General features: G+C 72.1%; 19 protein-coding genes. 10 read left to right on the forward strand and 9 right to left on the reverse strand.

Annotation, left to right across the window (positions count from 1 at the left end):
* The first annotated feature begins 25 nt into the window (after nucleotides 1–25).
* The gene (locus ACZ6BB_RS16200) at nucleotides 26–238 is read left to right on the forward strand and encodes a hypothetical protein (RefSeq protein WP_471615825.1); all 213 of its coding nucleotides are present in this window, start codon (nucleotides 26–28) and stop codon (nucleotides 236–238) included.
* Here ACZ6BB_RS16200 and ACZ6BB_RS16205 read toward each other — a convergent pair.
* A complete protein-coding gene (locus ACZ6BB_RS16205) occupies nucleotides 225–1025 on the reverse strand; it encodes a site-2 protease family protein (protein WP_471615826.1) in 801 nt (266 codons plus the stop codon). The genes ACZ6BB_RS16200 and ACZ6BB_RS16205 overlap by 14 nt on opposite strands.
* Nucleotides 1026–1229: 204 nt before the next feature.
* Here ACZ6BB_RS16205 and ACZ6BB_RS16210 point away from each other — a divergent pair, with 204 nt between their 5' ends.
* Nucleotides 1230–4595 (forward strand): AfsR/SARP family transcriptional regulator, encoded by a 3366-nt coding sequence (locus ACZ6BB_RS16210; RefSeq protein WP_471615827.1) that lies wholly within the window; start codon nucleotides 1230–1232, stop codon nucleotides 4593–4595.
* Nucleotides 4596–4625: 30 nt separating this feature from the next.
* On the opposite strand, the gene ACZ6BB_RS16215 is transcribed toward ACZ6BB_RS16210, so the two are convergent.
* From ACZ6BB_RS16215 to panB, 3 genes are all read right to left on the reverse strand, one after another.
* Nucleotides 4626–5456 carry an ABC transporter permease gene (locus tag ACZ6BB_RS16215; protein WP_471615828.1) on the reverse strand — a complete coding sequence of 277 codons (831 nt, stop codon included), beginning with the start codon at nucleotides 5454–5456 and terminating at the stop codon, nucleotides 4626–4628.
* Nucleotides 5453–6478: an ATP-binding cassette domain-containing protein gene (locus ACZ6BB_RS16220; protein ID WP_471615829.1), complete on the reverse strand. Its 1026-nt coding sequence runs from the start codon at nucleotides 6476–6478 to the stop codon at nucleotides 5453–5455. Before ACZ6BB_RS16220 ends, ACZ6BB_RS16215 begins: the two co-directional genes overlap by 4 nt.
* A 263-nt stretch (nucleotides 6479–6741) precedes the next feature.
* Nucleotides 6742–7608, reverse strand: coding sequence for a 3-methyl-2-oxobutanoate hydroxymethyltransferase (gene panB, locus ACZ6BB_RS16225; protein ID WP_013004195.1), 867 nt, complete (start codon nucleotides 7606–7608; stop codon nucleotides 6742–6744).
* Nucleotides 7609–7797: 189 nt separating this feature from the next.
* Here panB and ACZ6BB_RS16230 point away from each other — a divergent pair, with 189 nt between their 5' ends.
* From ACZ6BB_RS16230 to ACZ6BB_RS16250, 5 genes are all read left to right on the forward strand, one after another.
* The gene (locus ACZ6BB_RS16230; RefSeq protein ID WP_471615830.1) at nucleotides 7798–9375 is read left to right on the forward strand and encodes an MFS transporter; all 1578 of its coding nucleotides are present in this window, start codon (nucleotides 7798–7800) and stop codon (nucleotides 9373–9375) included.
* A gap of 46 nt (nucleotides 9376–9421) precedes the next feature.
* Nucleotides 9422–10057: a TetR/AcrR family transcriptional regulator gene (locus ACZ6BB_RS16235; RefSeq protein WP_471615831.1), complete on the forward strand. Its 636-nt coding sequence runs from the start codon at nucleotides 9422–9424 to the stop codon at nucleotides 10055–10057.
* A gap of 183 nt (nucleotides 10058–10240) precedes the next feature.
* Nucleotides 10241–11290: an endonuclease/exonuclease/phosphatase family protein gene (locus ACZ6BB_RS16240; RefSeq protein WP_471615832.1), complete on the forward strand. Its 1050-nt coding sequence runs from the start codon at nucleotides 10241–10243 to the stop codon at nucleotides 11288–11290.
* Between the two features lie 123 nt (nucleotides 11291–11413).
* Nucleotides 11414–12646, forward strand: coding sequence for an MFS transporter (locus ACZ6BB_RS16245; protein WP_471615833.1), 1233 nt, complete (start codon nucleotides 11414–11416; stop codon nucleotides 12644–12646).
* A gap of 339 nt (nucleotides 12647–12985) precedes the next feature.
* Nucleotides 12986–13528 (forward strand): GNAT family N-acetyltransferase, encoded by a 543-nt coding sequence (locus tag ACZ6BB_RS16250; RefSeq protein WP_471616156.1) that lies wholly within the window; start codon nucleotides 12986–12988, stop codon nucleotides 13526–13528.
* Nucleotides 13529–13545: 17 nt separating this feature from the next.
* Here ACZ6BB_RS16250 and ACZ6BB_RS16255 read toward each other — a convergent pair whose 3' ends face one another.
* The 3 genes from ACZ6BB_RS16255 to ACZ6BB_RS16265 all read right to left on the reverse strand — a co-directional run bounded on the left by ACZ6BB_RS16255 (nucleotide 13546) and on the right by ACZ6BB_RS16265 (nucleotide 16776).
* Complete coding sequence (locus ACZ6BB_RS16255; protein ID WP_471615834.1) at nucleotides 13546–15300, reverse strand: NAD+ synthase; 1755 nt, start codon at nucleotides 15298–15300, stop codon at nucleotides 13546–13548.
* A 168-nt stretch (nucleotides 15301–15468) separates the two neighbouring features.
* Complete coding sequence (locus ACZ6BB_RS16260; protein WP_471615835.1) at nucleotides 15469–16089, reverse strand: DUF305 domain-containing protein; 621 nt, start codon at nucleotides 16087–16089, stop codon at nucleotides 15469–15471.
* Between the two features lie 27 nt (nucleotides 16090–16116).
* Nucleotides 16117–16776, reverse strand: a complete 660-nt coding sequence (locus tag ACZ6BB_RS16265) for a DUF3105 domain-containing protein (RefSeq protein ID WP_471615836.1) — start codon at nucleotides 16774–16776, stop codon at nucleotides 16117–16119.
* A gap of 241 nt (nucleotides 16777–17017) precedes the next feature.
* On the opposite strand from ACZ6BB_RS16265, the gene ACZ6BB_RS16270 reads away from it, so the two are divergent.
* Nucleotides 17018–17140 carry a hypothetical protein gene (locus tag ACZ6BB_RS16270; protein ID WP_471615837.1) on the forward strand — a complete coding sequence of 41 codons (123 nt, stop codon included), beginning with the start codon at nucleotides 17018–17020 and terminating at the stop codon, nucleotides 17138–17140.
* 27 nt (nucleotides 17141–17167) lie between these two features.
* Nucleotides 17168–18529 (forward strand): glutamine synthetase family protein, encoded by a 1362-nt coding sequence (locus tag ACZ6BB_RS16275; protein ID WP_471615838.1) that lies wholly within the window; start codon nucleotides 17168–17170, stop codon nucleotides 18527–18529.
* Between the two features lie 112 nt (nucleotides 18530–18641).
* On the opposite strand, the gene ACZ6BB_RS16280 is transcribed toward ACZ6BB_RS16275, so the two are convergent.
* Both ACZ6BB_RS16280 and ACZ6BB_RS16285 read right to left on the reverse strand, forming a co-directional pair.
* Complete coding sequence (locus tag ACZ6BB_RS16280) at nucleotides 18642–19085, reverse strand: VOC family protein (RefSeq protein WP_471615839.1); 444 nt, start codon at nucleotides 19083–19085, stop codon at nucleotides 18642–18644.
* Nucleotides 19086–19390: 305 nt separating this feature from the next.
* Complete coding sequence (locus ACZ6BB_RS16285; protein ID WP_471615840.1) at nucleotides 19391–19837, reverse strand: hypothetical protein; 447 nt, start codon at nucleotides 19835–19837, stop codon at nucleotides 19391–19393.
* A gap of 240 nt (nucleotides 19838–20077) precedes the next feature.
* Here ACZ6BB_RS16285 and ACZ6BB_RS16290 point away from each other — a divergent pair, with 240 nt between their 5' ends.
* Complete coding sequence (locus tag ACZ6BB_RS16290) at nucleotides 20078–23089, forward strand: bifunctional [glutamine synthetase] adenylyltransferase/[glutamine synthetase]-adenylyl-L-tyrosine phosphorylase (RefSeq protein WP_471615841.1); 3012 nt, start codon at nucleotides 20078–20080, stop codon at nucleotides 23087–23089.
* Nucleotides 23090–23136 lie beyond the last annotated feature (47 nt).

A 23136-nucleotide genomic window follows, 5' to 3' on the forward strand; every position in this document is an offset into this window, starting at 1 on the left:
ACCGCCCTCCCAGGAGCCGACCCCCATGCCCCCCTCGCTCCCACCCGACCCGGCCCGGCGACTCGCCGTCTACGCCCTCGTCGTCTGTCTCCTCGCGGTCACCGCGGCCGTGGTCTCCTTCAGCCGCGGCAGCTGGCTGGGTGTGGTGTGGGTGCTGATGGCCGGCCTGTCGTCCAACATGACCTGGTACTACGTGCGGAAGGCCCGGCAGGAGCGCCGGGCGGTCACATCCCGGTGAGGCAGATGTCGCTGTCCTCGCGCCAGAAGCGGTAGAGCCAGTAGCCGCAGTCGGACAGCTGGTCCTCGATACCCAGGCCGCGCATGAACGCGTCGATCACGTCCCAGAACACCCCGTTCACCGCCGGGATCCACAGCACCGCGAACACGAGCAGCAGCCCGAAGGGCGCCAGCGGCTCCACCTGGCGGCGGATCTTGTACGACAGCCAGGGCTCGAGGACGCCGTAGCCGTCCAGGCCCGGCACCGGCAGGAAGTTCAGGATCGCCGCCGTGACCTGGAGCATCGCGAGGAAGGCGAGGGCGAACAGGAACGCCGCCGGCACGCCGTCCGTGACGCCCAGCCAGAAGGGCGCGGTGCAGACGGCCGCGAACGCGACGTTCGTCAGCGGACCCGCCGCCGAGATCAGACTGTGCTTCCAGCGGCCCTGGATCCGGCCGCGCTCGATGAACACCGCGCCACCGGGCAGACCGATCCCACCCATGATCACGAAGACGACGGGCAGCACGATGCTGAGCAGGGCGTGGGTGTACTTCAGCGGGTTCAGGGTCAGATAGCCCTTGGCGCCGATGGAGATGTCACCGCTGTGCAGGGCGGTACGGGCGTGCGCGTACTCGTGCAGACACAGCGAGACGACCCACGCCGAGGTCACGAACAGGAAGACGGCCAGGCCCGGCTGCTCGGCGAACCCGGTCCAGGTGGCCCATCCGGTGACCGCCATGACGGCCACGATCCCCACGAAGACGGGGCTGATCCTCCGGTCGCTCCGGCGGGACGCGGCGGTGGTCATGGGGCTCCTAGGACTCTCGGCGGACAAGCGATCACTCGAACGGCCTGCCCGACGGTACCGGCCGCATGCCGAAAACGTCTCGCGATCCCCTCCTGGTTCCTAGCAAGGTGGAGGACGAACGGCCGACGGTCGCGCGGGAGAGTCCGACCCGGCCCGATGTACCGGACACGCGAACCGACTCCGTAGAGACGACCGACAGAGACAATGGACCTCGTGCGCTATCGCATCCTCGGCACCACCCAGGCACTGCAGCCCGACGGCACCCCCGTTCCCGTCGGGGGCGCCCGGCTGCGCGCCCTGCTGACCGTGCTCGCGCTGCGCCGGGGGCGTACGGTGCCCGTGGCCGTGCTCGTCGAGGAGGTGTGGGCCGGCGATCCGCCCGCCGACGCGCCGGCCGCGCTGCAGGCGCTGGTCGGCCGGCTGCGCAGGGCGCTGGGCCCGGACGCGATCGCCTCACTGAACGGCGGCTACCGCCTCGCCGCGACCCCGGACGACATCGACCTCCACCGCTTCGAACGTCTCGCGGACGAGGGCGCCCGCGCGCTCGCCGACGGCGATCCGGCCAAGGCCGCCGACCTCCTCGACGACGCGCTCGCCCTCTGGCAGGGCCCTCCGCTGGCCGACCTCCCCGACCGCGCCGCCGAGGCCGCCCGCTGGGAGACCCGCCGCCTCGACGCCCACCGCACCCGTCTCACCGCCGCCCTCGCCCTGGGCCGCGCCGACTCAGCCCTCCCGGACCTCATCGCCCTCTGCGACACCCACCCCCTCGACGAACCCCTCCAGATCCTCCGCCTCCGCGCCCTGCGCGACACCGGCCGCACGGCGCAGGCGCTGGCCGCGTACGAGGAGGTACGCCGCCTGCTGGCCGACCGCCTGGGCACGAGCCCCGGGCCGGCCCTCGGCGGACTGCACGCGGAACTCCTGCGATCGGACGAACCCGCGCCCCGTCAGGGGCGCCGGGAGCGGCGCGAGAACCCTCGCGAACCCGCGCCCGGCGCCGCACCTTCCGGCCTCGGGCCGCGGACGCGCCCGGAGCCGCACCCCACCCGCCCCCCGGGCAACCTCCGCGCCCGCCTCACCTCGTTCGTCGGCCGGGACACCGACATCGACACCATCCGCCACGACCTCACCACCACCCGCCTCGTCACCCTCCTCGGCCCCGGCGGCGCGGGCAAGACCCGTCTCTCCCAGGAGGCCGGCGAGGCGGTCGCCGAAGCCATGCCGGACGGCGTCTGGCTCGCCGAACTCGCCCCCGTGGACGACCCCGCGAACGTCCCGGAGACCGTCCTGACCGCCCTGGGCGCCCGCGAGACAGTCCTGCGGGGCGCCGGAGCCGAGGAGATGCGCGTCGCGGCGGACCGCAAGGACGATCCGCTGGCCCGCCTCGCCGAACACTGCGCCGGACGCCGCATGCTGCTGATCCTCGACAACTGCGAACACGTCGTGGACGCCGCCGCCCACCTCGTCGACCACCTCCTCCAACGCTGCCCGGAGCTGACCGTCCTCGCCACCAGCCGCGAACCCCTCGGCATACCGGGGGAGTTGCTGCGCCCGGTGGAACCGCTGACGCAGCCCCACGCGCTGCGGCTGCTCGCCGACCGGGGGGCGGCCGCCCGGCCCGGCTTCACCGTCGACGCCGACCCGGAGGCCGCCGCCGAGATCTGCCGCCGCCTCGACGGACTGCCCCTCGCCATCGAGCTGGCGGCGGCCCGGCTGCGCATGCTGACACCCCGCCAGATCGCCGACCGCCTCGACGACCGCTTCCGGCTGCTCACCTCGGGCAGCCGTACCGTCCTGCCCCGGCAGCAGACCCTGCGCGCGGTCGTCGACTGGTCCTGGGAGCTGCTCGACGAGGACGAACGGTACGTCCTCGAGCGCCTGTCGGTGTTCGCCGGCGGCTGCGACCTGGCCGCAGCCGAGGCCGTCTGCGGACCCGCCGCGCTGGAGGCGCTCGGCTCGCTCGTCGACAAGTCCCTGGTGGTGGCGTCCCCTTCGGCGGTTCCCGCGACCGGCACGGGCGGCGAGATGCGCTACCGGCTCCTGGAGACCGTCGTCGAGTACGCGGGCGAACGGCTCGACGAGACCGGCACCCGGCCGGCCGCCGAACGGGCGCACCTCACGTACTACCGCGAACTCGTCCGCACCACCGACCCGTTGCTGCGCGGCTCCGGTCAGCGTGCCGCGATCGAGCTGCTGGAGCTGGAGTACGAGAACATCCGCACCGCCCTCAGACACGCCCTCGCCGAGCGGGACGAGCAGGAGGCGCTCTGTCTGACGCTGTCGCTGTGCTGGTACTGGCAGATGCGCGACCTGAAGACCGAGGCCCGGCACTGGTCCGCCCAGGTCAAGGAACTCGGCCCGAACCCCTTCACCGCGCCCGCGCGCCCCGTCCCGGACCTGCGGGAGCGCACCGTCGAACGCCCGCCGCCGATGAGCCCCGCCGTCCTCGACGAGGCCCGGCGCGGGGTGCACCTCGTCCATCTGGCCTGCATGGACATGGAGCTGCCCGCCTGGCAGACCGCCGAGGCCCAGGAGAAGCTGCGGGTCATCAGCGCGACCTATCGGCCGGGCCAGCCGCAGACCTGCCGCTTCCCGGGCTTCATGTGGTTCTATGCCGTCCTGCTGACCGGCGACATGGACCGGCTGCGCGCCATCCTCGACGCCAACATCGACACCTGCCGCGCCCTCGGCTTCACCTGGGAACTGGGCTCGACCCTGCAGATGCGGGCCAACATCCTCGCCAACCGTACCGACTGGGCGGGCGACGCCCCCGCGGACGCCGAGGAGTCGCTGGAGATCTTCGACCGGCTCGGGGACGCCTGGGGCGCCGCCGAGGCGCTCTCGGCGCGCGGCGAGTTCCTGGAGCGCAAGGGCGAGTTCGAGCTCGCCGCCGCGGACTTCGAGCGGGCCATCGAGTACGCCGAACGGCTCGGCGCCAACGCCCAGTTGGGCATGCTCGGCGTCCGGCTCGGCAGCGTGTACATCGAGAGCGGCGACGCGGAGCGCGGCGAGAAGATGCTGTTCGACGTGTTGGAGGCCGGGCGCCGGGCCGCCGGCGGGGCGGTGCCCGCCGCCCGGCTCTTCCTCGCGATCCGGCTCGGCCGCAGCGGGCGCACGGACGAGGCCCGCGAGCAGCTCACCCTGCTGCGCGCCGACTTCCACGCCGCGGACTTCGTGCTCTTCGCCGGGTTCGTCATCGGCGTCGAGGGCTGGCTGGAGACGATGGACGGACGGTACGAGGAGGCGCTGCGGCTGATGCGCGAGGCGCTGGACCGGAGTCTGGACCGGCTGTCCCGGATGGTCGCGCCGCACTTGCCCGCCATCCATCTCGTGACCGCGGCGATATCCGTGACGGGCGCCGACGGCGGCTCCCGCGCCCTCGACGCGGCCCGGCTCCTCGGCGCGGCCGACGCGCTGCTGCCGCCCGGCCACTTCTCCAGCCCGATGGAGGCCGAGTCCCGCGCCAGGGCCGAGGCCGTGACGCGGGCTGCGCTGGGCGACGCCGCGTACGAGCGGGCGTACGCCGAGGGCGGCGGCCTCACCCCGCAGGAGGCCGTCGCCCTCGTATGACCCTCTGCCGTACCCGTACGGCCCCGGTGGTCAGCTCTTCGTCTTGAACTTGTGGATCGCGATCGGCGCCATCACCGCCGTCAGGCCCACCGACCAGCCGAGCGTGACCAGCAGGTCGTGCGCGATCGGGCCACCGGTCATCAGCCCGCGCGCCGCGTCCGCCAGGGACGACAGCGGGTTGTAGTCGGTGAAGACCTGCAGCCAGCCCGGCATCGACTGGGTCGGCGCGAAGATCGACGATCCGAACTGCAGCGGGAACAGCACCAGGAACCCCATGGCCTGCACGGACTGGGCGTTCTTCATCGTCACGCCCAGCACCAGGAAGATCCACATCAGGGACGACCCGAAGACGACGGCCAGGCCCACTGCGCCGAACAGCCCCGGCCAGCTGGTGATGTCGAAGCCGATCAGCACCCCGACGGTCAGCAGGATGGTCGTGGCGACCAGCATGCGCAGCAGCTCGACGGAGATCTTCGCGAGGAGCACCGAGGACCGGCCGATCGGCAGGGACCGGAAGCGGTCCATGACGCCCTTCTGGAAGTCCTCGTTGAAGCCCGTGCCCACCCCCATGGCGATGTTCATGCCCATCATCGCCATCAGCCCCGGCACCACGTACTGCACGTACTGCTCCTGGCCGCCGCCCAGCGCCTGCCCGATGGAGCCGCCGAAGACGTACACGAACAGCAGGGTGAACACGATCGGCATCAGGACCGCGTCGAACATCGACTCGGGGTCCTGGCGGATCCACAGCAGGTTGCGCCGGACGAGCGCGCCGGTGTGCCGGGCGTGCGCCCGCAGCCCGATCCGGCCGTCGGCCTCGACGGTGTCACCGGTCGTGGGGACGGTGGTGGCGGCACTCATACGGCGACCTCCTCGTAGGCGGGGGACGGGGCCGTGTCCTGCGCCGCACCGGTCTTGTGGCCGGTGAGGGACAGGAACACCTCGTCCAGGCTGGGCAGTTCGGTACTGATCGAGGCGATGGTCACCCCGCGCGCGGTGATCGCGCCGACGACGGCGGTCAGCTGCTCGTCGCTGAGGATCGGCACGAGGAGGGTGCCGGTCTCGGTGTCCACGGTGGTCGTGGCGAGCCCGGTGATGCCGAGGCCGTCCAGCTCCGCGGCCAGGGGCCGCAGGTGCACCGGATCGGCCGGCCGGACCCGCAGCGTGCGACCGCCGACCTGGGCCTTCAGCTCCTCGATACGGCCGCCCGCGATCACCCTGCCCTTGTCGATCACGGTCAGCTCGGAGGCGAGCTGCTCGGCCTCCTCCATGTACTGCGTGGTCAGCAGCACGGTGACACCGTCGCCGACCATGCGCTTCACCTCGGTCCACACCTCGTTCCGCGTGCGCGGGTCGAGGCCGGTCGTCGGCTCGTCCAGATACAGCACGGCCGGGCTCCCGATCATGGACGCGGCCAGGTCGAGCCGCCGCCGCATGCCGCCGGAGTACGTCGCCGCCGGGCGTCCGGCGGCGTCGGTCAGCGAGAACCGCTCCAGCAGACCGGTGGCCCGGCTCTTCGCCTCCTTGCGGGGCAGGTCGAGCAGCCGGCCGATCATGTACAGGTTCTCGAAGCCGGACAGCTTCTCGTCCACGGAGGCGTACTGTCCCGTCAGCCCGATCACGCGGCGCAGCTGCCGCGGCTGCCGCAGGACGTCGTAGCCGGCCACCGTCGCACGGCCCGCGTCGGGGGTGATCAGGGTGGACAGGCACCGTACGAGCGTCGTCTTGCCCGCGCCGTTCGGGCCGAGGACCCCCATCACGGTGCCCTCGCGCACATCCAGGTCGACACCGTCCAGCGCCCTGGTCTCGCCGTAGTGCTTGACCAGCCCCCGCACGGTCACAGCGCCCTTCGCGCCGCCGGAGTTCTTGTCGATTCGTGTCATGGGGACGACACTCCCAGCCCCCACCGACAAACCACCGACAGCCCGCCTACACGGCCGACGCTGCGCCGACACACCTGACGCTCGGGGGAGCGGGTGCGTCGGCGGGGTGCGGGCGCGGGTGCGAGTGCGTCGGCGGGGTGCGGGTGCGGTGGGTGGGGGCTGGTGCGAGTGCGGTGGGTGGGGGCTGGTCGCACCGTTTCCCGCGCCCCTGGGAGGCAGGGGCTGCGCCCCGTGCCTCCCGGGCCCGCACCCGGCGATGTCCGCTAGTGGACGGAGTGCTCCTCCTGCGGGAACGTCCCGCCCACGACGTCCTCCGCGAACGCCTTCGCCGCGTTCCCCATGACCGCCCGCAGATCGGCGTACTGCTTCACGAACTTCGGCATCCGCCCGCCGGTCAGCCCGAGCATGTCGGTCCACACGAGGACCTGCGCGTCGGTCTCGGGGCCCGCCCCGATCCCCACGGTCGGGATGTGGAGCACCCGGGTGACCTCCGCCGCCAGCTCCGCCGGAACCAGCTCCAGGACGACCGCGAACGCGCCCGCGTCCTGGACGGCCTTGGCGTCGCGCAGCAGCTGCTGTGCGGCCTCCTCACCGCGCCCCTGCACGCGGTAGCCCATCGCGTTGACGGACTGCGGGGTGAGGCCGATGTGGGCCATCACGGGGATCCCGGACTCGACCAGGAGCTCGATCTGGCGGTGCGACCGCTCCCCGCCCTCCAGCTTGACCGCGCCGACCCCGGCCTCCTTGACCATGCGGGTCGCCGAGCGCAGCGCCTGCACGGGACCCTCCTGGTAGGAGCCGAAGGGCAGGTCGCCGACGATCAGGGCGCGGCTGGTGCCCCGGACGACGGCGGCGGAGAGCATGGTCATCTCGTCGAGGGTGACGGGCACGGTCGACTCGTAGCCGAGGTGACAGTTGCCCGCGGAGTCGCCGACGAGCATGACCGGGATGCCGGCCTCGTCGAAGACGGAGGCGGTCATCGCGTCGTACGCGGTGAGCATGGGCCACTTCTCGCCGCGCTCCTTGGCGAGGGCGATGTCCCTGACGGTGATACGGCGTGTGCCCTTGCCCCCGTACAGCGCCTTGCTGCCGTCGGAGGATGTCGTCCGGGCAGCCGAAAGCTGCGTCATCGTCCAGCTCCTTCATGTCATCTCGAGGCACCCTGACGGTGTCCCCGGACCACATCCATGGTGGCACTTCGGCAGGAGGAGGGCTAGGGCACGCACGTGTGACCGTCCCGGCATGCGGCATGTAAGAACAGGGTAAAAGATTAACGATACGAGACGGTCCCGTATCGAAATAGGTCTAGGCTCGACGACATGACTACCGCAGTCCCTGATTCCCGCATACCGGCGGCGGTGCACCGGCGCCGCTGGGTGATCCTCGGCGTGCTGATGCTGAGCCTGCTGATCGTGGTGCTCGACAACTCGATCCTCAACGTCGCCATCAAGACGATCTCCACCCCCGAGCCCACCGGTCTGGGCGCCACCCAGAGCGAGCTGGAGTGGGCGATCAACGCCTACACGCTCGTCTTCGCGGGACTGCTGTTCTCCGCGGGACTGCTCGGCGACCGGCTCGGCCGCAAGAAGGTGCTGCTCGGCGGACTCGTGGTCTTCGGCCTCGGCTCGGCGCTGGCCGCCATGTCGGGCTCCCCGGCGCAGCTGATCGTCTTCCGCGCCGTGATGGGGCTCGGCGCCGCCTTCGTGATGCCCGCCACCCTCGCCGTCCTGATGAACGTCTTCGAGCGCGACGAGCAGCCCAAGGCCATCGGCATCTGGGCGGGCGGCGTCGGTCTCGCCATCGCCATCGGCCCGATCACCGGCGGTCTCCTGCTCGACCACTTCTGGTGGGGCTCGGTCTTCCTGGTCAACGTGCCGATCGTCGCCCTCGCGCTCGGTCTGATGATCTGGCTGGTGCCCGACTCGCGCGACCCCGACCCCGGTCGTATCGACCCCGTCGGGGTGGTGCTCTCCGTCGTCGGCCTCGTCCTGCTCGTCTACGGCATCATCCGCGGCGGCCAGCTCGCCGACTTCGCCGATGTCACGGTCCTCGCCACCGTCGCGGCCGGACTCGCGGTCCTCGCCGCCTTCGTGGTGTTCGAGAAGCGCAGCGACCACCCGTCCATCGACATGTCGTTCTTCCGGAACAAGGTCTTCTCCGCGTCCATCGGCGTCATCGGCCTGGTCTTCTTCGCACTGATGGGCGTGACCTTCTTCTCCGTCTTCTACACCCAGACCGTGCGCGGCTACTCCCCGCTCCAGACCGGCCTGCTGATGCTGCCGCTGGCCGTCGCGCAGTTCGTCTTCGCGCCGCGCGCCCGTCTCGTCGTGGACCGCTTCGGCAACAGCGCGGTGTGCACGGCCGCCATGACGCTGATCGCCGGGATGCTGGCCGCGTTCGCCGTACTGGAGGCGGACACGCCGATCTGGATCCTCGAAGTCATCTTCTTCCTCATGGGCGTGGGCATGGCCCATGTGATGACCCCGCTCAGCGTCGTCATCATGCAGGCGCTGCCGCGTGAGAAGGCCGGCTCCGCCTCCGCGCTCAGCAACACCTTCCGCCAGGTCGGCGGCGCCCTCGGCATCGCCGTCCTCGGCTCGGTGCTGTCCACCGCCTACCGCGGCGGCATCGAGGGCGAGCTGCCCCCGGGCGCCCCGCACGCCGCCGCCGAGTCCATCGAGGCGACCCTCGGCCTCGCCGCCCGTCTCGGCGAGCGGGGCGAGGCCCTGGTCGGCCCGGCCCACGACGCCTTCCTGCACGCCATGCACGTGACCGCCCTGTGCGGGGCCGGGGTCGCCCTGATGGGCGCCGTGGCCATGGCGATGTTCCTGCCGGGACGGCCGAAGGGCGGCCAGGAGGACAAGGAGGAGCCCGAGTTGGCGGCCGTCGACCACTGACCCGACAATCGGTCCGGTCCCACGACACACAGAGACGGAGTCGACCTTGAGCCTCGCCGAGAGCCACGCCGCAGACGGCCGCGTCCGGGACGCGGGGCCCGTCCGCGGACGTCCCCGCAGCGAGGCCGTGGAGCGGTCCATCGTCGAAGGCGTGATGAAACTCCTCGAGGAGGGCGTGCCGCTCGCGGAGTTGTCGATCGAACGGGTCGCCCGCACCGCCGGTGTCGGCAAGGCGACCATCTACCGGCGCTGGAGCGGCAAGGAAGCGCTCTTCGTCGACGTACTGCGCGCCGCGGAACCCCCGGACCCCGTGCTGCCCGGCACCTCGATGCGCGACGACCTGGTCGTCTTCCTGGAGGCGGCACGCAGGCGCGGCCTGCTCAACCGGCCGTCGGCGATCCTGCACAACGTCATCGCCCAGATGAAGAGCAGCCCCAAGATCTGGGACGCCTACCACGCGGAGGTCGTCGCCCCCCGCCGCCGGGCCCTCGCCGAAGTCCTGCGCCGGGGCCGGGACAACGGCGAACTCCGCGCCGACGTCGACCTCGACCTCGTCGGAGACCTGGTCTTCGGCCCCATGCTCGTGCGCACCGTCATGCGCCCGGAGGCGCCGCTGCCCGAGGGTCTCGCGGAGAACATCGTCGACACCGTGCTCGAAGGGCTTCGTCCCTCTGCGAAGTGAGTCACAGCGATGTGCGCGTTTCGTTACAGACGTCGGGTCCTGACGGCCGGTTCGGAACTCCGAACAGCGAGTTGTTCGTCCTCGTCCCCGCAAGGCCGCGACGCGGCGTCGGGATCGGCGGCGATCATCCCCTAGGGTCTTTAGTCGCGGGGAAGAGTGCACGGCAGGCAGTGAGGCGACGGTATGGCGCAGGCGTACATGACGGAGACGGGCGGCGGCGACACGGGCCAGGGCCGCGAACGAAACCGGCTCCGGCGCCTGCTGGGCCGCCTCTTCGGCGGCTGGAGAGGGGACCGTCGGATCTGGCGGCGTGGCATCGTCCTCGCCGTCCTCGCGGTCCTCGTCGCACTGGTCATGGTGCTGCACGCCCAGGTCCCCAACGCCGTGGGAAACCTCGGCAGTCTGACGGAGACGTTCCTGCCCTGGCTGGGCGTCGCGATCCCGCTGCTGCTGATCCTCGCGCTGGTGCGCAGGTCGGCGACCGCGCTCGTCGCGCTCCTGGTGCCCACGGTCGTCTGGCTGAACACCTTCGGCGGACTCGTCACCAGCAAGACCGTCAGCGGCGGTGACTTCACCGTCGTGACCCACAACGTCAACGCGGACAACGCCGATCCGTCCGGCACGGCCCGCGAGGTCGCCTCCTCCGGCGCGGACGTGGTGGCCCTGGAGGAACTGACCGAGAACGCGGTGCCGGTGTACGAGAAGGCGCTGGCGGCGACGTATCCGTACCACGAGGTCGTCGGCACCGTCGGCCTGTGGAGCAAGTACCGGATGAGCGGCACCGAGCCGGTCGACATCAAGCTCGGCTGGGAGCGCGCGATGCGTTCGACGGTGGCGACGCCGGTCGGGCCGGTCGCCGTCTACGTCGCCCATCTGCCCTCGGTGCGGGTGAAGCTGGAGGCCGGGTTCACCGCCCGCCAGCGCGACAAGAGCGCCAACGCCCTCGGCGAGGCCATCGCCGACGAGCCGATCGCGCAGGTCGCCCTCCTCGGCGACCTCAACGGCACCATGAACGACCGGGCCCTGAACGCCGTCACCGCCCAGATGCGCTCCACCCAGGGCGCGGCGGGCGACGGCTTCGGCTTCAGCTGGCCCGCCTCGTTCCCGATGGCCCGCATCGACCAGATCATGGTCCGGGGCATGGAGCCGCGGGCGTCCTGGACCCTGCCGGAGACCGGCAGCGACCATCTGCCGGTGGCGGCCCGGGTGACGATCGACACGTCCGGGAGCTGACGCCGCTGGTGAGGCGGCCGCGAGGGGGAGGGGAACAGATCCCCGGTTCGAGTTTGTTCCGTAGAGGAACATACGATGAAACGGAACCCCGCCATCCCCCCGCTCTCCCCGAAAGGTCCCGCCATGCCCTTGGCCCTGCTCGCACTCGCCGTAGGCGCCTTCGGAATCGGCACGACCGAGTTCGTCATCATGGGCCTCCTCCCCGAGGTCGCGGCCGACCTCGGCATCTCGATCCCCGCCGCCGGCCACCTCGTCTCCGCCTACGCGCTGGGTGTCGTCATCGGTGCCCCGCTGCTCGCCGCGCTCACGGCCAGGCTGCCCCGCCGCAAGGTCCTGATCGGGCTGATGGTCCTCTTCGTCGTCGGCAACGCGCTGTCGGCGCTCGCCCCCGACGAGCACTGGCTGCTCGCCGCCCGCTTCCTCAGCGGTCTGCCGCACGGCGCCTTCTTCGGCGTGGGCGCGGTCGTCGCGACCGGCCTCGTCGCCCCGGAGCGCAAAGCCCGCTCGGTCTCGCTGATGTTCCTGGGCCTGACGATCGCCAACGTCGCCGGCGTACCGGTCGCGACCCTCGTGGGCCAGCACTTCGGCTGGCGGATCACCTTCCTCGGTGTCAGTGCGATCGGCCTGGCGGCCATCGCCTCCCTGGCCTTCCTGCTCCCGCGCGACCACGCCGCCGCCCCGACGGCCGGTCTGCGCGGCGAACTGGGCGCCCTGCGCTCGCTCCCCGTCTGGCTCGCCCTCGGCACGACCGTCGCCGGCTTCGGCGCGCTCTTCTCCGCCTACAGCTACATCACGCCGATGCTCACGGAGTCCGCCGGGTACGCCGGGAGCAGCGTGACCCTGCTGCTCGCGCTGTTCGGCGTGGGGGCGACCATCGGCAACCTGGCCGGAGGCCGTCTCGCCGACCACTCCCTGCGGGGCACGCTCTTCGGCGGCCTGGCCTCGCTGATCCTGATCCTCGCGCTGTTCCCGGTCCTGATGTCCGCCCGGTGGAGCGCCGCCCTGGCGGTCCTGCTCCTCGGCGTCGCCGCCTTCGCCACCGGCTCGCCCCTCCAGCTGATGGTCATGGAGAAGGCCGCCGCGGCCCCCTCCCTCGCCTCCTCCGCCAACCAGGCCGCCTTCAACCTCGCCAACGCCGGCGGCGCCTGGACCGGCGGGCTGGCCCTCTCCGCCGGCCTCGGCGCGACCGCCCCGGCGACGGTGGGCGCGGGCCTCGCACTGGTCGGCCTGGCGGTCGCGGCCGTGGCCCGCACCGTGGACGCCCGCCGCACCGCCGCACCGGCACACGCCGGCCGGAGCCACGCGCGCGTGGTGGCATCCCACGTGCCGGGCGAGCGGGAGACGGTACGCGTCTGAGCCGAGCGCGAGCGGTACGCGTCTGGGCAGAGCGTGAGCGGTACGTGTCTGACCCGAGCGCGAGCGGTACGCGTCTGGGCTGGGCGGCCGTACGCGTCTGAGGCGAGCGCGAGCGGTACGGGCCCGAGGCGAGCGGCGCGTCATCGCTCTCGCCCCCCCGCGGATGACCCGCCCCCGGCCCCGGGCTCTCCCGGGACGGGGGCCGGGCGTGTCCCCGGGCCCCGCCGACCGCGTGCGGTAATCCGCTCGCGTCCGGGCCGCCCCGGGCCTACCCTCGCGGCCATGACGGCACAGGGCACGCCCACGGGCGCACGGACCGGTCCCCCCGCTACGGACCCGGTGATCCGGTGGGAGGCCGCCGACGACCACCGAGCGGTGCGCGAGGTGCACACCCGTGCGTTCGGTGACGGCGAGCGGATTCCCGGGCTCGTGGAGGCGCTGCGCACCGCGCCGGCGGCCACGGCGCCGATGTCCTTCGTCGCCACCGTCGACGACCGGGTCGTCGGGCACGTCCTGCTGAGCGCGGCGCGGCTGGACGCGCCGCGCCGGATCGTGGACGTCCTGACCCTGTCGCCGCTGGGCGTGGTCCCCGGCCTGCAGGGACAGGGCATCGGCACCCGGCTCGTCGCACACGCCCTCGCGGCGGCCGACGGGCAGGGGGTGCCGCTGGTCTTCGTGGAGGGTTCACCGCACTACTACGGCACGCGCGGCTTCGAGGGCGCCGTCGCGGCGGGCTTCCGCCCGCCGTCGCTGCGCATTCCCGAAGCCGCGTTCCAGGTCGCCCGTCTGTCCACGCACGAGCCGTGGATGACGGGCACCTTCGTCTACGCGGAGCCGTTCTGGGCCCTCGACTGCGTCGGGCTGCGCGACCCGGCGGCCTGAGAGAGCCCCGGTCCCGCCTACGCCTGCTCGCGCCACCGGTTCGTGATCGGCAGCCGGCGGTCCTTGCCGAACCCCTTCGGGGAGATCTTCGTGCCCGGCGGGTACTGGCGCCGCTTGTACTCGGCGGTGTCGACCATGCGGAGCGTCCTGACGACCAGCTCCCGGTCGAACCCGGCGGCCACGATCGCGTCGGCGCCCTGGTCGCGGTCGACGTAGAGCTCCAGGATCGCGTCCAGGACCGGATAGTCCGGGAGGGAGTCCGTGTCGACCTGGCCGGGACGGAGTTCGGCGCTCGGCGGCTTGGAGATGGAGTTCTCCGGGATCGGCGGGGTCTGGCCCCGCTCCGCCGCCGCCCGGTTGCGCCACTCGGCGAGCCGGAAGACCGACGTCTTGTACACGTCCTTGATCGGGCCGTACGCCCCCACCGAGTCGCCGTACAGCGTCGAATACCCCACCGCCAGCTCCGACTTGTTGCCGGGCGCCAGCACGATGTGGCCCTCCTGGTTGGAGATCGCCATCAACAGCGTTCCCCGGAGCCGGGACTGGAGGTTCTCCTCCGCCAGGCCCGTCAGCTCGGTCGACGCCATATACGCGTCGAACATCGGAGCGATCGAGATGGTCCGGAAGTTGAGCCCCGTGCGGCGCGCCAGCTCCGCCGCGTCGCCCTTGGAGTGGTCCGACGAGTACTTCGACGGCATGGACACGCCGTACACGTTCTGCGCCCCCAGCGCGTCGCACGCGAGTGCCGCGACGAGCGCCGAGTCGATGCCGCCGGAGAGGCCGATCAGGACGGACCGGAAGCCGTTCTTCGCCGCGTACGCCCGCAGACCGACCACCAGCGCCGAGTACACCTCCTCGTCGTCGTCGAGGCGCTCCGCGTACCCGCCGGTCAGCTCCGGCTCGTACGCGGGCAGCGGCTCCTCGGAGATGACGAGCCGGTCGACGCGCAGCCCGTCGTCGACGACCCCGGTGACCGGTTCGGCGGCGCCCGCGGGCAGCTCCAGGTCGAGGACGACGCACCCCTCGGAGAACTGCGGCGCCCGCGCGACCACTTCGCCGTGCCGGTCCACCACGATGGAGTCGCCGTCGAACACCAGCTCGTCCTGGCCGCCGATCATCGCCAGGTAGGCGGTGGTGCAGCCGGCCTCCTGCGCGCGCTTGCGGACCAGTTCGAGGCGGGTGTCGTCCTTGTCGCGCTCGTACGGCGAGGCGTTGATGGACAGCAGCAGCCCGGCCCCGGCGGACCGGGCGGCCGGCACGCGGCCGCCGTCCTGCCAGAGGTCCTCGCAGATGGCGAGGGCGATGTCGACGCCGTGCAGCCGTACGACGGGCATGGTGTCGCCGGGCACGAAGTAGCGGAACTCGTCGAACACGCCGTAGTTGGGGAGGTGGTGCTTGGCGTAGGTGAGCGCCACCTCGCCCCGGTACAGCACCGCCCCCGCGTTGCGCGGGGCACCCGCGGGCTGGCCGTACTTCGGGGCGGCGGACTCGGAACGGTCGAGGTAGCCGAGGATCACCGGCAGCTCCCCGAAGCCCTCGTCGGCGAGCCGCGTGGCGAGCGCCCCCAGCGCGGAGCGGGAGGCCTCCACGAAGGACTGGCGCAGCGCCAGGTCCTCGACGGGATACCCGGTCAGCACCATCTCGGGGAACGCGACCAGATGCGCTCCCTGCTCGGCGGAGTGCCGGGTCCAGCGGACCACCGCCTCGGCGTTCTGGGCGATGTCGCCGACCGTCGAGTCGATCTGATTCAAAGCGAGACGAAGTTGAGGCACGGGGCCAGTGTAATCGTCAGAGCGACACTATGGGGTGTGGGGCGCCCCACGTTCGGTGCGCCCCCATGCCCCCGTGCACCGGAGCCCCGTGCCCCGGCGTTCCCGTGCACCGGCGTTCCCGCGCCCCGTGCACCGGCGTTCCCGCGCCCCCCGCACGCCGGCCGAGAGCTACCGCGGCGCGGCCCCTCGCTTCTTCAGCATCCCCGTCATCAACGAGATCTCGGACTCCTGGGCGTTGACCATGCCCTGCGCGAGCTTCTTCTCCACGCCGACCGTGCACTTGGAGACACAGCCCTGCGCCATGTGGACGCCGCCCTTGTGGTGGTCGATCATCAGCTGGAGGAAGAAGATCTCCGCCCGCTTGCCGTTGAGCTCGCCGAGCTTGTCCATCTCGGCGTCGGTGGCCATGCCCGGCATCAGCGCGCCGTCCTCGCCGGAGGCCATGCCGCCCATGCCCATCCAGGCCATCGGCTCGTCCGACGACACCTTCGGCAGACCCCACAGATCGAGCCAGCCGATCATCATGCCGCGCTGGTTGGCCTGCGTCTGCGCGATGTCGTACGCGAGCCGCCGGACCTCCTCGTCGTCCGTCCGGTCGCGCACGGTGTACGACATCTCGACGGCCTGCTGGTGATGGACGGCCATGTCCCGGGCGAACCCCGCGTCCGCGGAGTCGGCGGCGGGGGCCTTGAGCCCGGACTCGTCGCCGTCGGCGACCGCGTAGGTGATCGCTCCGGCCGCGACGAGCACCGTCGCGGCCCCGGAGGCGATCCAACCGATGTGCTTCATGCTTCCCACTGTCCCAGGCCGCTGACGCTAGGAGATGCCGTTGGTGCAGGCGGCACCCGGCTCGGGCGTCTGCTCGCCCTGGACGTAGGACTCGAAGAACTTGTCGACGTTCGGGTCCTTCGCGCCGGTCACCGTGCGCTGGTGGCCCCACGCGCTGAGCATGATCGGGTCCTTCTGGTCCTCGACCGGGCTCATCAGCGTGTACGGCGTCTTCTTCACCTTCTCCGCGAGCGCCTTCACATCGGCCTCAGGGGCCTTGCTGTTGTACGTCACCCAGACCGCCCCGTGCTCCAGGGAGTGCACGGCGTTCTCGTTCTTGACGGCCTTGTCGTAGACGTCGCCGTTGCAGTTCTGCCAGACCGGGTTGTGGTCGCCGCCCACCGGGGGCTCCATCGGGTACTTCACGCTCTTGGTGACGTGGTTCTGGGTGAGCTTGGTGCTCCAGCTCTTGACGCCGTCGGACCCGGTCTTCCACTTGCCCGTGGACTTGGAGTCGCTCGCCACGCTGCCGCTGTCGCCGGACTGCGAGCGGATCAGGACGGTCCCGCCCACCACGAGGCCGGCGACTATCAGCACGCTGGCGCCGATCGTGAGGATCCGGTTCCGGCGCTCACGGGAGCGCTCGGCACGGCGCATCGCCTCGATGCGTGCCTTGCGGTCCCCGCTGCTGTTGGTCTTGGCGGCCATGGGGTGTGTCCTTAGTGGGGGATGGGTCGGATGGGGCGGTCGGATCAGCTGATCGTAAGTTGATCCGCTCCCTCTCGTAAACGAGGGATCCCGCCTCGCATGCCGCCCGGCCGGCGCCGCGGCCCGTCCACGGAACGGCACGGGCGTTACGGATATCGGCCCGAGCAGGCAAGATGGGCGGCAGAGCGGTTGAACGGCACCGAGAGCGGTACACCCGCACGGCGGGAGGTACACCTACCGTATGCCGGGCGTTCGGCCGGAGGCCGGTCAGCCGATCAAGGTGCGCAACGCGTACGAAATGGTGTTGTGGTGGGATGCTCAGGTGCCCGACCGCCTCCCGTCGCTCGGGAGCAAGGCGGCCTGACCAGCAAGGAATGGGTGGAAGCGGAAGATGGACAAGCAGCAGGAGTTCGTGCTCCGTACGTTGGAGGAGCGCGACATCCGTTTCGTACGCCTGTGGTTCACGGACGTGCTGGGCTTCCTGAAGTCCGTCGCCGTGGCCCCCGCCGAGCTGGAACAGGCGTTTGACGAGGGCATCGGCTTCGACGGCTCGGCCATCGAGGGCTTCGCCCGGGTGTACGAGTCCGACATGATCGCCAAGCCGGACCCGTCGACCTTCCAGGTCCTGCCGTGGCGCGCGGAGGCCCCCGGCACCGCCCGGATGTTCTGCGACATCCTCATGCCCGACGGCTCCCCGTCCTTCGCCGACCCGCGCTACGTCCTCAAGCGCGCCCTGGCGAAGACCTCCGACCTGGGCTTCACCTTCTACACCCACCCCGAGATCGAGTTCTTCCTCCTGAAGGACAAGCCGACGGACGGCTCCCGCCCGACCCCGGCCGACAACTCGGGCTACTTCGACCACACCCCGCAGAACGTCGGCATGGACTTCCGCCGCCAGGCGATCACCATGCTGGAGTCCATGGGCATCTCGGTCGAGTTCTCCCACCACGAGGGCGCCCCCGGCCAGCAGGAGATCGACCTCCGCTACGCCGACGCCCTCTCCACCGCCGACAACATCATGACGTTCCGCCTGGTCATGAAGCAGGTGGCGCTGGAGCAGGGCGTCCAGGCGACGTTCATGCCGAAGCCGTTCTCCGAGTACCCCGGCTCCGGCATGCACACGCACCTCTCCCTCTTCGAGGGCGACCGCAACGCGTTCTACGAGTCGGGCGCCGAGTACCAGCTCTCCAAGGTCGGACGCTCCTTCATCGCGGGCCTGCTCAAGCACGCGGCCGAGATCGCCGCCGTGACCAACCAGTGGGTCAACTCCTACAAGCGCATCTGGGGCGGCTCCGAGCGCACCGCCGGAGCCGGCGGCGAGGCCCCCTCGTACATCTGCTGGGGCCACAACAACCGCTCCGCCCTGGTCCGCGTCCCCATGTACAAGCCCGGCAAGACCGGCTCGGCGCGGGTCGAGGTCCGCTCCCTGGACTCCGGCGCGAACCCCTACCTGGCGTACGCGATGCTCCTGGCCGCCGGCCTCAAGGGCATCGAGGAGGGCTACGAGCTGCCGCCGGGCGCCGAGGACGACGTCTGGGCCCTCTCGGACGCGGAACGCCGCGCGATGGGCATCGAGCCGCTCCCCCAGAACCTGGGCGAGGCCCTGTCCCTCATGGAGCGCAGCGACCTGGTGGCCGAGACCCTGGGCGAACACGTCTTCGACTTCTTCCTGCGCAACAAGCGCCAGGAGTGGGAGGAGTACCGCAGCGAGGTGACCGCGTTCGAGCTGCGGAAGAACCTGCCGGTGCTGTAGGCGCAGGTCGGAGCGGGTTTCCTGCTGCAGCGGCGCGTGGGGCCGACGGTCGAGGACCGTCGGCCCCACGGCATGTCGCCCGCCGGAACGCGGGCGGGCGGGCACGCTGCCGCTAGCGCTGCTCCGCCAGGTCCGCCAGTACCTGGTGCAGGGGCTCCGTGGCCCTGCGGCGGTACTCCTGGATCGCCCACCCGTTGCCGTCCGGGTCCGTGAAGTACATGAAGGTGGCGCCGTCGTCGGGGGCGTACTGGACGGGGTCCGAGACGTCGAGGCCGCGTGCGCGGAGTTCGGCGTGGGCTGCCTTGATGTCGGCGACGCAGAGCTGGAGGCCCTGGTACGCGCCGGGAGTCGGCTTGGTCCCCTGGGCCATGTCCCAGATGGCGTCGCCGAGGGCGATGGAACAGCCGGAGCCCGGGGGAGTCAGCTGGACGATCCGCATGCCCGGCATGACCTCCTGGTCGATGTCGACGTGGAAGCCGACCTTGTCCCGGTAGAAGTCCCGGGCCCGGTCGATGTCGCTGACGGGCAGCGGAATCACTTCGAGCGTGTACTGCATCCCTCGTCCTCCAAGTCGCCGTCGACGGGAGTGTCCCTGCACGACGTACGTGCCGGGTCCCCGTGCTTCTCGCGTTTTCCGGTGCTTCTCGCGTTCCCCGCGCTTCTCGCGCGGGCCTTCGTGCCCGCCGGACCGCCACCGCGTCCGGCCGAACGGCTCCCCCTCACCGAAGCCGAAAACCGTGCCGGGCGCCACCGTGAAACCATGGGCGCCCGTGTCCGTCGTCCGCCGCGGCCGGACAGCGGCGCGCCTCGGCCTCCGGCAGGGCCGGGAAGAGCGCGGCGGCCGTGGACCGCGGGCCGGGGTCACGACGCCTCCGGGGTGCCGAGGAACCGGACCAGCACGGCCGTGCCGACGGGGATCGCGAGGGCGTAGCCGACGAGGAGACCGATGCCCGGGTCGGCCGTGGCGGGCAGCGCCCGGTTCACGGCCGTGGCCGCCAGCAGCGACACCGCAGCCAGCGTCAGGAAGGCGGCCGTCAGGGCACGCCCGCGCGGCGGTCGCGCGTCCCGGTACAGCTCCGCCGACGGCTGCCACGCGGGAATGCTCAGCGTGAGCGCGAGGAGACCGGGGTCGGGCAGCCACCCGAACGGCCACCCCACCAGGGCGATGAGCCCGGCGACGACGGCACCGGCCAGTTCCAGCAGCACGGTGGACGCCACCGTCTCCGACGACACCGCCGCCCGCCACGACCGGGGTCGTGCCGCGCCCCCGCCGCCCTCGCCGCCCTCAGCGTCCTCTTCGCCCCCCACGTCGGCAGGTTAGCGGCGATCGCGGCGCATGCGGCCCCCCGGGACGGCGGAACCGGCACGGACACCGGCCGCGGTCCGCGAAGTCCCTGGTCGCCGACGAGCGGGCACCGAACCCGGCCGACGGCCGACCGGCGCTTCCGTCCGCCACTCCGGTTAGGCTCGTGCCCGTACGACCTTGATCGACGAAGTCGGGTGATCGGGTGAGCGGATGAGCGGGCTTGATCCGACGGGAGGCCGGGGATGACGGCGCCGGGGCGCAGGAGCAGCACGTTCACACGACTGCTGCGGCACGGGTTCACCGATCCGAGCGCCGCCGAGCGGCTGCTGGACAGCGAGGAGCTGTCCGGCGTACGCAACGACCCGGTGCTGCTGGACGCGCTGGGGGCGACCGCCGACCCGAACCTCGCGCTGCTGGGCCTCGTCCGGCTGCTGGAGGCGCAGCCGGACCGTACGGCGCGGCGGGCGGTGCTGGACACGCTGATAGCGGCCAAGCCGCTGCGGGACCGGCTGCTGGGGGTGCTCGGCGCGTCCGCCGCGCTCGGCGACCATCTGGCCCGGCACGCGCAGGACTGGCAGGCGCTCGTGACGTACGAGTCCCAGGATCTGCATCCGGGCGTCGAGGAGTTCGAGCAGGGGCTCGCCGAGGCCACCGACCCGGTCTCGCTGCGGGTGGCATACCGCCGCTGTCTGCTCTCCATCGCCGCCCGTGACGTCTGCGGTACGACGGACCTCGCCCAGACCGCCGCCGAACTCGCCGATCTGGCCACCGCCACCCTGCGCGCCGCCCTCGCGATCGCCCGTGCCGCCGCACCGGAGGACGCGGCGCTGTGCAGGCTCGCGGTGATCGCGATGGGCAAGTGCGGCGGCCACGAACTGAACTACGTCTCCGACGTCGACGTCATCTTCGTGGGCGAGACCGCGGACGGCGCCGACGAGCAGAAGGCGGTCCGCGCCGCCACCCGCCTCGCCTCGCACATGATGCGGATCTGCTCGGAGACGACCGTCGAGGGCAGCATCTGGCCCGTCGACGCCAATCTCCGGCCGGAGGGACGCAACGGGCCGCTCGTCCGCACGCTGAGCAGCCATCTCGCGTACTACCAACGGTGGGCGAAGACCTGGGAGTTCCAGGCGCTGCTCAAGGCCCGGCCGGTCGCGGGGGACCTCGAACTGGGCGAGGAGTACGTCAGCGCGCTCCAGCCCCTCGTCTGGCAGGCCGCCGAGCGGGACAACTTCGTCGCCGACGTGCAGCGCATGCGCCGTCGGGTCGTCGAGAACATCCCGGCCGCCGAGGTCGACCGGCAGCTCAAGCTCGGGCCGGGGGGCCTGCGGGACGTCGAGTTCGCCGTCCAGCTGCTCCAGCTCGTGCACGGGCGGGGCGACACCTCACTGCGCAGCGGGACCACGCTCGACGCGCTGGGCGCGCTGGCCGCCGGAGGATACGTGGGACGGGCCGACGCGGCCCAGCTCGACGACGCCTACCGCTTCCTGCGGTCCATGGAACACCGCATCCAGCTCTACCGGCTGCGCCGCACCCACCTCGTCCCCGAGGACGACGAGGACCTGCGGCGCATCGGCCGCTCGCTCGGCCTGCGCACCGATCCGGTCGTGGAACTGAACCGGGAGTGGCGGCGCCACGCGGCCGTCGTCCGCCGGCTGCACGAGAAACTCTTCTACCGTCCGCTCCTCGACGCCGTCGCCCAACTCGCGCCCGGCGAGATCCGGTTGAGCGCCGACGCGGCCCGCGAACGCCTCGTCGCCCTCGGGTACGCGGACCCGGCGGCCGCCCTGCGCCATCTGGAGGCCCTCGCCTCCGGCGTCTCCCGCAAGGCGGCCATCCAGCGCACGCTGCTGCCGGTCCTGCTGGGCTGGTTCGCCGACTCCGCCGACCCGGACGCCGGACTCCTCAACTTCCGCAAGGTCTCGGACGCGCTCGGCAAGACGCCCTGGTACCTGAGGCTGCTGCGCGACGAGGGGGCGGCCGCCGAGAACCTGGCCCGGGTGCTCTCCGCCGGCCGTCTCGCCCCCGACCTGCTCATGCGCGCCCCCGAGGCCGTCTCGCTCCTCGGCGACGGGGACGGGGCCGCCGGTGGCGCCGGCGGACTCGACCCCCGTACGCGCGCCCACCTGGAGCAGGAGATCCTCGCGGCCGTGAACCGCGCCGACGGCGCCCAGCAGGCGGTCACGGCCGCGCGCGGGGTCCGCCGCCGCGAACTCTTCCGTACGGCCGCCAGGGACATCGTCGGCTCCTACGGCACCGAGGAGACCCCGGCCACCGCCGACCAGGGCGCCCTCGTCGACCTCGTCGGCGGCGCGATCTCCGACCTCAATGCCGCGACCCTGGCGGGCACGCTCCGGGCCGTGGTCCGCGACCGCTGGGGCGAGACCCTCCCCACGCGCTTCGCCGTCATCGGCATGGGCCGTTTCGGCGGCCACGAACTGGGCTACGGCTCCGACGCCGACGTCCTGTTCGTCCACGAGCCGCGAGAGGGCGTCGACGAGCAGGAGGCGTCCCGCGCCGCGAACGCGGTCGTCGCCGAGATGCGCCGCCTGCTCCAGATCCCGAGCGCCGACCCGCCCCTCCTCATCGACGCGGACCTGCGCCCCGAGGGCAAGTCCGGCCCCGTCGTACGCACGTTGAAGTCGTACGAGGCCTACTACCGCCGCTGGTCGCTGGGCTGGGAGTCGCAGGCCCTGCTGCGTGCCGAACCCGTGGCCGGTGACGAGGAGCTGGGCCGCCGCTTCGTCGACCTCATCGATCCGCTGCGCTATCCGGCGGACGGACTCGGCGACGACGCGGTGCGCGAGATCCGGCGCCTGAAGGCCCGGATGGAGACGGAGCGGCTGCCGCGCGGCGCCGACCCGACCCTCCACACCAAGCTCGGCCGCGGCGGTCTGTCCGACGTGGAGTGGACCGTCCAGCTCATCCAGCTCCGGCACGCCCGCAGCGAGCCGGGCCTGCGCACGACCCGCACCCGCGAGGCCCTGGCCGCCGCGCTCGCGGCCGGGCTGGTGAGCGCCGAGGACGCGGCGACCCTGGACGAGGCATGGGTCCTGGCCACCCGCGTCCGCAACGCCGTGATGCTCGTCCGAGGCCGGGCAGGCGACACCTTCCCCTCCGACGGCCGCGAACTCGGTGCCGTGGGCCGCTACTTGGGATACGGCCCCGGACACGTGGGCGACATGCTCGACGACTACCGCCGGATCACGCGACGGGCGCGGGGCGTGGTGGAGGAGTTGTTCTACGGGGGGTGAGACGGGCGCCGTCGAAGCCGCGGTGCGCTGCGACACGTGGGGCCTCC

The sequence above is a fragment of the Streptomyces sp. NPDC041108 genome (genome assembly GCF_055592645.1).